The organism is Streptomyces sp. ISL-100, from assembly GCF_018614615.1.
In the GTDB taxonomy this organism is placed as follows: domain Bacteria; phylum Actinomycetota; class Actinomycetes; order Streptomycetales; family Streptomycetaceae; genus Streptomyces.
The window spans coordinates 1-11,063 of record NZ_JAGGOK010000133.1; the positions used below are offsets into that span (position 1 = coordinate 1).

Below are 11,063 nucleotides of genomic sequence, written 5' to 3' on the forward strand. Positions count from 1 at the left end.
CGCGATTCCCCGGTTCTGGTCGTCTACGCCGATGACCTCCTTGCCCTGTGCCATTCACGGGAACAGGCTGAGCAGGTCAAGGCGCGGCTGACTGCGTGGCTCGCGCCCCGGGGACTGGCCTTCAACGAGGACAAGACGCGCATCGTCCACCTCGATGAAGGCTGCGACTTCCTGGGGTTCAACATCCGGCGCTATCGCGGCAAGTTGCTGACCAAGCCGAGCAACGCGGCCCTACGGCGGATCCGGGAACGGCTCGCCACCGAGGTGCTGGCCCTGCGGGGGGCCAACGCCGACGCGGTGATCGCCAAGCTCAACCCGATCATCAAGGGCTGGGCTGCCTACTACCGGATCGGGGTGTCCAAGCGAGCGTTCAACTCGCTGGACGCCTACGTGTGGAGACTGGTCTACAAGTGGGCCAAATTCTCCCACCCGAACAAGCCGATGCGCTGGGTGACCGCCCGGTACTTCGGCATGTTCAATCCGTTCAGGCAGGACGCGTGGGTGTTCGGGGACCGCGCAAGCGGTTTCTACCTCTACAAGTTCGCCTGGACGCCGATCGTCCGGCACCGGATGGTGCCGGGGAGGGCATCAACCGACGATCCCGCCCTGGTCGACTTCTGGGCCAAGCGGCGCCGCCGCGGCAAACTCCCGCTGGGCAAGGGCACCTTGCATCTGTTGCAGAAGCAGGACGGCCGTTGCCCACTCTGCGGAGGGCTGCTGCTGCACGCCGACCACGAGCCACAAAGCCCCGAACAGTGGGAACAGTGGCTCAAGGCCACCCGCACCGCGATCCGCAAACACGCGGTAACCGCCGACGCGGGCAACGGCAAGCCGGACAAAACCGCCACCCCACGCCTGATACACACCTACTGCCATCGTCGGCTGGTCACCGGCATAGGACGGAGACCAGCACTTCTGTCCGCCCGCGAGCCCAAGAGGCTTGCTTGAGCCGGCTGCTCGGAAATCGGGCACGGCCGGTTCTGAGGGGGGACCGCTGCAGCAATGCAGCGGTCCTACCCGACGAGATCTTCTTCTCGCTGCTGGGCCGCGGCGTGCTGCGGCACGGTGACTTCTCCTCCCGCCAGGACCTGCTGGACAAGGTCATCGACTTCACCGTTGGCCACAACGTCTCGACTGGCCCGTTCCGTTGGAACTGCGACGGCCGGCCCCGGCCGACTGAGAGCGATACCGCCCCCGCCGCATAAGGAACCGTGCCATGCCCGCTGACTCCGTCCTGCCGATCAAGGTCTCCCTCGCCGATATCCGCCCTCCCGTCTGGCGGCGCCTGCAGGTCCCGGCCGACATCACGCTCGACCGTCTGCACCAAGTCATCCAGACCGCGATGGGCTGGGAGAACTACCACATGCACGTCTTCGAGACCCCGGCCGGCGAGTACGGGCGGCCTGACGGCTAACTCGGCCACCAGGACGAGCGCAAGGTCCCGCTCTACGCGGTCGCTCCAGCCGTCGACGACAACATCCGCTACACCTACGACTTGGGCGACGACTGGATCCACCGCATCGAAGTGGAGAAGGTCCTGCCCAAGGAGGCGGGCACCACTTATCCCCGCTGCCTGACCGGCCGCCGGGCCTGCCCGCCGGAGGACTGCGGAGGCCTGTGGGGCTACGCGGACTTCGTGACCGCGATCACCGACCCGGCCCACGAACAGCACGACGAACTCCTCGAATGGGTCGGCGGCGCCTTCGCCCCTGAACACTTCGACGCCACCGCCATCAACAAGCAGCTCACCGCCCGATAGTCATCGGCGGAACTTCCGCGGGGCAGCACTAACGAGCTCGTGCACAGTTAGCGGTGAGACGTCGAAGGCGTCGGTGGGGCTCGGCGCTCATGTCTGCCGCGCCAGAAGCAGGTCTGCGGTCTGCTGATGGGAGAGCAGGCAGGCGACGGCTTGGACGGTGTCGTCCATGTGCTCGCGACGGCCGAGGTGCCGGGTCAGTGCCCGCCAGTTCTTCAGGTGGGCGATGCCGTGCTCGACACGGATGCGTCGGGAAGAGTGTGCCTTGCGCTGCCGCTCGTGGATTTCCTCGTACCAGTCCGGGGCGTTCTTCTTGAACTTGCGGTGAGGTGGTGTCACCACCCGGCCGCCGGTCTGGGCGCCGAGTCCTTGGTAGCCGGCATCGGCGAGAATCTCGACTGCTGGTCCGTCGGCCAGGAGCTTGACCAGCCCTAACTCGCGGGCGTGGGTGATGTCCGCGCAGCTTCCGGGCCTGGCCGGGCTGCAGAACAGCAGCCGCCCGTCCCCGTCGGTGAACACCATGGCCTTCACCGCGTTCTGCTTGTTCTTGCCGGAGATGAATCTGTCCCGGTCCTTGTGGCCGACGGCCGGGCGGCGGACTCGGATCTCGGTGCCGTCGATGATGCCGGTCTTCCCGGTCGCGCCGAGATAGTCCACGACCTCGGCCAGGGTCCGCAGCCGCACGTCGGGGCTGATGGTGCACCCTCGCTCAGCGAGCAGGGGCCGCACCTCGCCGACAGCCCGGGTGACAGTCGAGCGGTCCACACCGAACCAGCAGGCCAGCACGTCATGCGTCACCCCGTGGCGAAGGTGCACGAGCGTGGCCAGGAGCCGGTCGACGAACACCATCTGGTGCTTCGCACCGGCGCCCACGGCACGCTTCCGCGGCCGTGATGCGAGCCTGGCCTGGTGCCGTTCGTGCCACAACGGACCGACCTCGGCCACCAGTTCAGCAATCACAGCGGCCGACAGGCCAGTGACCCTCCGGTCGCCGATGATCGCTCTGCGAGTCGCGTTCCCCACCACGCAGCCATGATCGCCGATACAGAGCTCGACGTCTCACCGCCAACTGTGCACGAGCTCGTTAGGCCAGCACAGCGAGATGCTGACCGATCACGGCCGGGTGCTGGCCCGGCACGGCGAGATGCTGACCGAGATCCTCACCATCCTCCGCGGCACGAACCCCGCCCGGTGACCGACGCCACTGGCCTTGCCGTCGTCATCGAGGGCCAGGCCGCGCTGCGCGGCGAGGTCAGCGACGGGTTCACCGCGGTGAACACCCGCCTGGACGCCCTCAGCGGCCAGTTCGACGGCATGGGCCAGCGCATGGACGGGTTGGAGCAGAAGGTCGACGGCCTGGGCCAGAAGCTCGACAGGTTCATCGCCGAGCAGCGCACCATGAACGCGACGATGGTCCAGCTGCTCTCCGGCCTCGTTGGTAAGAACGCCGACACGGACTGAATCGCCGGCAAGGCGAAGCCCTGGACGGCTTGTGACGGCGTGGTCCAGGGCTCCGACTTCGACTCCAAACGGGGGCGCTTTGGAGTCGACGCCTTCCACTGTGCAAGCCACGACGAGCGGATAGGAATCCGCCGCACCGTTCGCGGGCACCGCCTGTCACTCCGCCGGCCCTCGTGTGGGCCGTGCGCACCGGAGCTCTGCCGGTTTCTCCCCGCTTGTCCGTCCCTTCCGACTCGACGAGCAGCCTGGACCTCTCCCAGACTGCCGCTGGTAGACACCTCATGCGGCTAAGCCGTCAAGGCGACCGCTTCAGCGGGCTGTGGGAAGGCGACGGATTCGTCGAACGGCACACGGGTCTGGAGGCAGTAGTGAAGCTGGCCGAGCATGCGGTTGAACAGGTGCCGCAGGGCCTGGGCATGCCAGTCTCCGCTCTCAGTGCGTTGTGGCAAACCGGATCTCGTTCGAGGTGTGCGGCGCGGGTGGCCATCTGGACGGAGGTACGGGTGCGGCCGCGGGCATGAAAGAACGGGCCCCTTGGTAGTGACGCGGTTACGACACCCAGCACGACCAAGGAAGCCCGTTGCCCGATCAGTTGAGCAGTATCTCTGTGCCTGCGTCCACCACGGTCACCCCCTGGGTGTGACTGCTACGTGCACCGGTTCGGTTCGATCGCTCCGGGGCGGCGGGCGCGATGCTATCCGAGTGACATGACGGATGCGGAGTGGGCCGAGGTCCGCTCCGCGATGCCGGTGCCGGCCTGGCTCCTCAAGCAGGGCGGGCGCCCCGAGGCGTACTGCCACCGCGAGATGCTCGACGCAGTGCGCTACCTCGTCGACAACGGGGTCAAGTGGATGGCCCTGCCGGTCGACTTCCCGTACTGGCGGGCCGTCTACGACTTCTTCTGCCGCTGGCGGACCTACGACTACGTGCGTGAACTGCACGAACGCCTGCGTCGCACGGCCAGGGAACGCAAAGGCCGGAACGCCGAGCCGAGTGCGGGGATCATCGACAGTCAGTCGGTGGACGCCTCCGAAACCGTCAGCGAGGACAGTCGCGGATACGACGGCGGGAAATCACGTGACGGGCGTAAGCGCCACATTCTGACCGACACCGAGGGCCTGCTCCTCGAGGTCATCGTGACGACAGCGGACGTCCACGACTCCAAGGCCGCCCCCGCGCTGCTGGAGACGTTCATGGCCGATCCAGGTCGGCTGCTGAAATTGGTGTGGGTCGACAGTGCCTACCAGGGCCCGGCCCTGGCCAAGGCGTTCGCCCGACACGGAGTCCGGATCGAGGTCGTGCGCCGATCCGACGGACAACGCGGATTTGTCGTACTGGCCCGCAGGTGGGTGGTAGAGAGAACGCTGAGCTGGCTCTCGCGATCACGCCGCCTCAACCGCGACACACGAACGCCGGGCCGATCACCACACCCAGATGGTGTGGTGGGCCGCCGTGATCAGGCTGTCTCGCCGGATGGCCGACGACGCCCCGCGCTGGCCGGAGAAACGTCCCGACCGACTGCCCCGGGCGCGGGCATGAACCGTCCGTTCTTCTCCCGCAGCAGCCAGCCCCGCTTCTCCAGCGCGTAGGCACGGTGACGGATCTTCTCCACCTCGTTCTTGCTGTCCGCCTCCCGGCCCACCGCCCGCGCCAGTTCCACCCACCGGCCCCGAAGCGGCCACCGCAGCGGCGAACACCTCCCGATACAGGCCCCTGAGCACCTCCTCACCCATACCCGACCGCCACACCGGCGGCCGCTCGTCATACCCCGCCCCCGCGCCAGAGCCGCTCGACCCCACAGCGGCAGCCACCTCACCACCAGACGGCACAGCAGCCGGCCCATCCACCACGCTCTCCTCGGCCAGCACCTGAACGAGCTCCTCCCGCCCCACCCGAGCCCGATCGACACGCTCCCGCGCGGCAGTCACCTCCGCCTGATCCTGGTCCAGGACCTCCGTCCAGGACTCCAGCTCCTGCCTCGCCCGCGCCTCACGACGTTCCATCAACCCCAGCACCGACGGCATCGCACCCTCCCCGATCGACCACAAACCGTCCGCTGCCTGCCCCCACCACACCCCGATCATGCTCCGAGCACGAAGAAACCCCTGCTCATCGAACAGGGGCTCCCTTTGCCACAACGCACTCACGTCGGCGCCGGTAGTGCGCGTTGGCTCCCTTGCAATGGGTGAGGGTCGCGAAAGCCCACAGGTATCCGGCGTGATTGAGGCGGTTGTTCTTCACGAACCGTCGACCAACGTACCTGCGTTTTCCCGAGGCCCGGGTGATGGGGGCCGAGCCTGCGTATGCCTTCAGTCCGCCGGCGGTTGCGAAGCGGGTGCGGTCGTCTCCGATCTCGGCCAGAATGCGGGCGCCGACGCCGGGGCCGATGCCGGGGAAGCTGAGCATGATCGGCGCATCGGGGTGGGTGCGGAACGTCCGCTCTGTGGCCTTGGCCAGGTCGTCGACAGCCTCGCAGACGGCGTCCAGTTGGACCAGCAGGGCCTTGGCCTGCATGCCCATGGCCTCTTCCACCGCGGGCAGCTGGCGGGCGGCTGCCTGACGAAACAGCGCGTGCATCCGCTCAGCGTCCTCATCGACGCCCCGCTTGCGGCCCGCGCACTTCATCATCGCCTTCAGCCGCCACAAAGGCAGCTTCGCGGCCAGGGCCGGGGTCGGTGCCGCGCCGAGAATCTTGCGGGCATCAGCACGGGCCAGACCGCCAGCCTTGTCCCGCCATGCCCCAAGGGCTGCGGGGAAGTACTCGCGCAGGAGGGAACGGAGCTGATTGGCGATCTGCTGCCGATTCCAGACGGCGTCCTGGTGAGCGCGGGCGAGGACGGCAATGGCCTGGGCCAGGTCGCTGTCAGCGGGCAGCGGCCGGTGCATCGGCATGTCCGTGCGGATGATGTTCGCCAGCACCAAGGCGTCGCCCTGATCGGACTTCTTGCGGCTCACGCCGTGCCGGTCGCGATAGCGGGAGGCAGCCATCGGGTTGACGGCGAACACCTGCCGAGTGCCGGCGCGAAGGGTGGCGACCAGCAGGCCGCGGCTGGTCTCGATGGCTACCGGGATCGGCGTCTCGGCGCTGTCGCCGTGTGACAAATCCGTTAGTGATCACTAGATGAGTGATGTGCTGGCCTGGGGATCTGGTGATCGTTTCAGGATTTATTGCTGTGGTGTGGTGCGTCTCTGAGCTGGGGTTTTCGTGGAGGTTCGGAAGTCGGAGGGGCTCTGAAGTGCAAGTTCAGTGATCGTCTTGGAATGTAGTGATCGGCGTGGGATTTCTATTTCACTGCGTGGTTCAGGTGGATTGGTCTGTGCTGGTCAGGGGGCTGGCGGGCCGTGCCTGAGTAGTGGCGGCAGGGCCAGCGCCTGGCTTTCCGGGCGCTGGCCAGGGCTGACCGAGCTGTGTCGGCCCGCGACGAGGAAGCCGTTCTTCGACGTACCGATGACGCTGGTCGATCCCGGTCAAGGGGCGGGACTGCGAAGGTGCTCAGCCGAATTGGGGCCAACCCGCGTCCGTGGTCTCGTTCGTACCGTTTCCCGGTGGGATGTCAGTGCCCGCTCCTAGTCTTTCCGTCATGACATCAGCGATGCCCAAACGGCCGGTCAGTGAACTCCCGGGCGATCCCGCCCGTCTTCACCTCCACTACGGTCACGGACATCCCGCAGTGCCGTACGACTACGAGGACACCCTGGAACCCTGGCGCGTCACGGTCACTTACGGGACGGCGGGCGACGAGGAGTGGGAAGACGAAGAAGAAGGGGGCGGCCACGCTCCGGCCGCGGGCTCCGAGATCGGGCACCTCATCCTGTGGAGGCTGCGTGACTACACCGGCGACAACCGGTGGGAGGCGGCGGACGCCGAATCCGGCGATCTTGAGGTAGTTGTCTCCGCCGTTCTTGGCCGTTCCGGACGCACGGGCTACAGCGCCGCGTTCGAGAAAGCGGTCACACATCCCGTCGGCGATCTGCTGATCCTCGACCGCGTCAGCCTCGACAAGGCGTGGAGGGGTTTCGGACTGGGGCCGGCGCTGGCCGTCGAGGCGATCCGCCGCTTGTCCGGGGGCTGCTGTGCGGTAGCCGTGTTTCCCGGCATGGGCGAGTACCCCGAAGACCGCGAGCAGGTCACCGAGGCCTATCGCCTCCAGGCGAAGAAGAAGATCGCCGCACTGTGGGAGAGCATCGGCTTCCAGCCGTTCCGCCGCGGGGTATGGCTCCTGGACACCGCCCTGCGCCGACCGGAGGAACTCATGCAGGCCCGCCGCGCTCAACTGCGCGCGCTCGGCACGGCCTTCCAGCAGCCCGGGTTTGTGTGAGAGCGGCCCCGGCGGACGCGAGGCTGGCGCAGTTGGCACCGGGGCGTGTCGGCGAGGCCGCGTACGGTCCGGCTCTTCCTGCGGGCGCCGTATCGCACAGATGACACGAACAGCGAGGAAACAAGGACAGAGGGGGAGCGGGGAACTATGGGGGAGAGACAGCCGGTGGACGAGGATATCCAGGACGCGCTGGACTGGGCGCGGCAGCGCCTTAAGGAGATGGGCGTCTTCGAGGCGGAGGACGGACTGCGGTGGGCAGCGGCCCACGGGCTCGTCCTGTCCGTGTGGCGCAACGGCCCGATTGAGGACGCGCACGCCTCCCGGCCGACCAGCCGGCGCAAGGTATTGCACGACGGTGTCAACGGTCATTGAGATGCCCAGGTAGGTGGCCGTTGGAGGCCCAGGCTGGTGGCCATCAGAAACCCAGGCGTGTGGCCGGTGGTGTTCCCGGGGTGGGGGTCAGTGCAAGGGGACCACTCCCTTCCCGGCGAGGGCCTCGGCGAGGCGATGCGAGTCACCGGTGGTGGTCACGAGGTGAGCGTGATGCATGAGGCGATCGGTGCTCGCGCCCGCGAGAGTCTTCGGCATGATCGTGTCGAAGCCCGAGGGGTGGATGTTGCTGGTGACCGCGATGGACCGGCGCTCATAGGCGGCATCGATGATCCGGTAGAACGCCTCGGCGGCGTCCTCGCCGACGGGCAGCAGGCCGATGTCGTCGATGACGATGAGGTCCGCGCGGCAGATCCGGGCGACGGTCCGTGCGGTGGACCCGTCGACCTTCGACTTGCCGATCGCGGCGCTCAGCGTCTCCAGGGTGAACCAGGACACCCGCAGGTCCTTCTCGATCGCGGCCTGGGCGAGTCCCTCAGTGAAATGACTTTTCCCTGTGCCGCTCGGGCCGGCGATCACCAAGTTCTCGGCGCGGCCGATCCATTCCAGGGTGGTCAGGGAGTTCTGGGTGGGCTCAGGGATGGTGGAGTCCTCGGCCCGCCAGGAGCCCAGAGTCTTGCCGGTGGGGAAGTTCGCCGAGTGGCGCCGCAAACGCCGGGTGGCCGCATCGCGGCCGGTGACCTCCTCGGCTATCAGCAGCCGCAGAACCTCGGCGGGGTCCCAGCGTTGAGCGCGGGCGGTGGCCAGAACGTCGGGAGCCGCCTTGCGCATATAGGGCAGGCGCATGCGGCGCATGAGCTTGTCGAGTTCCTCGGGGATCGCGGGCGGGTTGGGGAAACTCATGGAGGTGCCGTTCTCTTTGGTGAGGTGCAGTCAGAATGTGCTGGTGGGCGGTGCGTTGGGTCAGCGGCCCAGGGCCTGCCAGCCGCTGGTTCCGTTTTGGACGGAGTGGGCTTCGTCCGCGCGGACGACCTCGCCGGCGGGCTTGCTGTCGGCGATGTGTCCCAGGATCGAGAGCAGGTCGCCGTCGGCGAAGCGCCCGGCCGTGGCCGCAAGTCCGAGGGCCTGGTCGACTTTGTCGTTGCCCAGGACGGTGGCCAGCTCGACCGCGCGGGCCATTTTGGATCGGATGCGGGTGGCGCCGGCGGGTCCGGCTTCCTTGAGCCAGCGCCCGGCTCCAGGGCCGATGCCCACGAACGCGATCTCCGCTTCCGAGCGGGGCTGCAGCCTCGGCTGGTGGATGCTGCGGCCGTCGGGATGGTCGGGGTAGTGCTCGTCGATGATCTGCGGAACACCCGGGGTGGAAAGCTGGTGGCGCCAAATCTCCGAGAGATCACCGGAGTTGGTGCGGGCGGTGATGGACAGTTCCTCGCCGACCACCCGGCACCACACCTTGGCGCCGGTATAGCCCGGCGGGGTCGAGTAGCGCACCGAGTTGAAGCTGATAGTGCGGTCCGAGCCGACCAGCCTCTCCTCGCCCAGCGCGAGCGCGAGCGGCTCGATGGGCAGGACATGCAGCGTGGTGCGTTCGACGTCCAGACGGCTCGCGGGTATCTGCCCGGTCGCCCGGTGACGGCGCGAGTTCACCGCATCGCACCAGGTCAGGCAGGCATCGGCGAGCTCGGCGAAGGTGTCGTAGGCGGCCACCAGGTTCGCGCTGGTGGTCACTAGGTCGGCCTTCGCGATGCGGACCGTGGCCTCCGCACCGCCCTTCGATTCGGGGTCGTAGGGCACGCAACTGACCACCTGGCAGCCGTAATGCCGACCCGCGGCGACCATCTGCGGATGCCGCACCGGGATCCCGGCGATGTGCTCGACGGTGACCGTCTTCGCATTGTCGGTCAGCACATACGTCGGCGCCCCTCCGATCCGCCGCAACGTGGTGTCCAGGCAGGCCACCAAAGTGCCCAACGTGCAGTCCCAGACCGGGATCACCACCCGAAACCGCGACCAGGACAGCCACGCGCAGAACAGCCAGGTCCGACGCCCCGCGATGCGCGGACCCTCGCCCCAGTCGAACTGCAGCCACCGGCCCGGCTCGGGAATCCACGGCCGGTACGTTCGGCGCTTGCCCGCCTTCCACGCCAGTTTTGCCGCGTTCACCGCCCGTCTCGTCGAGCGCGCGCTGCCCCGGTAGCCCATCTTCACGAGCTTCTCGTGGACCACATCGGCGCGGATCGTCGCCTTCGACTGCTCGACCCACTCCTCGACCTTCTCCAGGAACGCGTCGATCATCTTCGGCCGCGGCTCTCGCTCATAGGGATTGCGCCCGCCGTTGCGGGCCTCGACATACCGCTTGACCGTCTTCGGGTCGTGCCCCGTCAAGGTCGCCGCCGACCAGACCGTCCCGGTCAGGTCGTACGCCTCAAGGATTTCCATAATCTCCGTGTCAGACTTCGTCACAGGACCTCTCCGGCCGGTAGCTGATGCGTGCAAACACCAGCAAACGGTCGGAGGGGTCTCCTCCAGTTAAGGAAGTGATCAGGAACACCACTGGTCAGACGGCCATCCACCTGGAATTCCGGTGGCCATCAGCCTGGACTCGGCTGGCCGCACATCTGGACTTTGCCACGGCCGCCGTCAGACGGGACGATGTTCGCCCGCAACACCTGGCTCACCCGGCAGGCGTTCGACGTCCTGGGCTCCGACGACCAGTTCCGTCTCTATGAGCTGGAGGACCTGGTCCTGGACCGGGACACGGTCTGGCCGGGATGTGAGGGGACCCTGACGGACTTCGGCTGGGGATTTCTCGGAGAGATCAAGAAACAGGTGAAACAGCGCATCGACATGTTCAGACACTTCGAGAAGAGTCTGCCGCCGGACGACTTCCTCGCCTTCGCCGGCGCTCCCCGGATCGGGACCCACGACGACCACTACGGTATGCCGAAATGGCCTGCCTGCGTGGAAGCGGCGGTGCGCCGGCTGCGCGGCGAGGACGAGGAGTTCTGGCGCGCACGGGGCGACTTGATGACCCGCATCGGCTCTGCTCCCGCTCCCGTCACTGCGGACCTTGAGGCAACCCGGAAACTGCTGCTGGAGTCCCCGTGGGAACTGGGCGCCGAGAACCTGGGCTGGTTCGCCTGGAACCCGATCCTGCAACCACGGAGCACGACACCCTAGCGGTGGTTTGTTAGACC

The 11,063-nt window shown here is 67.4% G+C and carries 10 protein-coding genes and 2 pseudogenes; 8 read left to right on the forward strand and 4 right to left on the reverse strand.

Features of this window, described 5'->3' with window-relative positions; genetic code table 11:
- The 3 genes and pseudogenes from J7E89_RS38985 to J7E89_RS41595 form a co-directional block, all read left to right on the forward strand.
- Positions 1 to 948: group II intron maturase-specific domain-containing protein (locus tag J7E89_RS38985; protein WP_251061692.1), on the forward strand; the 948-nt coding region annotated here is incomplete at its 5' end.
- Positions 945 to 1,205 (forward strand): hypothetical protein, encoded by a 261-nt coding sequence (locus J7E89_RS38990; RefSeq protein ID WP_214981064.1) that lies wholly within the window; start codon positions 945 to 947, stop codon positions 1,203 to 1,205. The genes J7E89_RS38985 and J7E89_RS38990, both read left to right, overlap by 4 nt.
- A gap of 11 nt (positions 1,206 to 1,216) precedes the next feature.
- Positions 1,217 to 1,759: pseudogene (locus tag J7E89_RS41595) on the forward strand (plasmid pRiA4b ORF-3 family protein).
- A gap of 87 nt (positions 1,760 to 1,846) precedes the next feature.
- On the opposite strand, the gene J7E89_RS39005 reads toward J7E89_RS41595, so the two are convergent.
- Positions 1,847 to 2,782 (reverse strand): transposase family protein, encoded by a 936-nt coding sequence (locus tag J7E89_RS39005; RefSeq protein ID WP_214981068.1) that lies wholly within the window; start codon positions 2,780 to 2,782, stop codon positions 1,847 to 1,849.
- A gap of 165 nt (positions 2,783 to 2,947) precedes the next feature.
- Here J7E89_RS39005 and J7E89_RS39010 point away from each other — a divergent pair, with 165 nt between their 5' ends.
- Together J7E89_RS39010 and J7E89_RS39020 are read left to right on the forward strand one after the other, a co-directional pair.
- Positions 2,948 to 3,217, forward strand: a complete 270-nt coding sequence (locus J7E89_RS39010) for a hypothetical protein (RefSeq protein ID WP_214981070.1) — start codon at positions 2,948 to 2,950, stop codon at positions 3,215 to 3,217.
- Between the two features lie 707 nt (positions 3,218 to 3,924).
- Positions 3,925 to 4,806 (forward strand): IS5 family transposase, encoded by an 882-nt coding sequence (locus J7E89_RS39020; RefSeq protein ID WP_251061693.1) that lies wholly within the window; start codon positions 3,925 to 3,927, stop codon positions 4,804 to 4,806.
- Positions 4,807 to 5,359: 553 nt separating this feature from the next.
- Here the strand turns inward: J7E89_RS39020 and J7E89_RS39025 are convergent.
- A pseudogene (locus J7E89_RS39025) lies at positions 5,360 to 6,313 on the reverse strand (transposase); the annotation flags it as partial.
- A gap of 485 nt (positions 6,314 to 6,798) precedes the next feature.
- Here J7E89_RS39025 and J7E89_RS39030 point away from each other — a divergent pair.
- Both J7E89_RS39030 and J7E89_RS39035 read left to right on the forward strand, forming a co-directional pair.
- On the forward strand, positions 6,799 to 7,536 hold the full coding sequence (locus tag J7E89_RS39030; protein WP_214981072.1) for a hypothetical protein: 738 nt from the start codon (positions 6,799 to 6,801) through the stop codon (positions 7,534 to 7,536).
- 147 nt (positions 7,537 to 7,683) lie between these two features.
- Positions 7,684 to 7,908 (forward strand): hypothetical protein, encoded by a 225-nt coding sequence (locus J7E89_RS39035; protein WP_251061694.1) that lies wholly within the window; start codon positions 7,684 to 7,686, stop codon positions 7,906 to 7,908.
- Between the two features lie 87 nt (positions 7,909 to 7,995).
- Here J7E89_RS39035 and istB read toward each other — a convergent pair whose 3' ends face one another.
- Both istB and istA read right to left on the reverse strand, forming a co-directional pair.
- Positions 7,996 to 8,769, reverse strand: coding sequence for an IS21-like element helper ATPase IstB (gene istB, locus J7E89_RS39040; protein ID WP_214981074.1), 774 nt, complete (start codon positions 8,767 to 8,769; stop codon positions 7,996 to 7,998).
- Positions 8,770 to 8,829: 60 nt separating this feature from the next.
- Complete coding sequence (gene istA, locus J7E89_RS39045) at positions 8,830 to 10,305, reverse strand: IS21 family transposase (RefSeq protein WP_251061697.1); 1,476 nt, start codon at positions 10,303 to 10,305, stop codon at positions 8,830 to 8,832.
- 213 nt (positions 10,306 to 10,518) lie between these two features.
- On the opposite strand from istA, the gene J7E89_RS39050 reads away from it, so the two are divergent.
- Positions 10,519 to 11,046 (forward strand): hypothetical protein, encoded by a 528-nt coding sequence (locus J7E89_RS39050; RefSeq protein WP_251061695.1) that lies wholly within the window; start codon positions 10,519 to 10,521, stop codon positions 11,044 to 11,046.
- Positions 11,047 to 11,063: the final 17 nt, after the last annotated feature.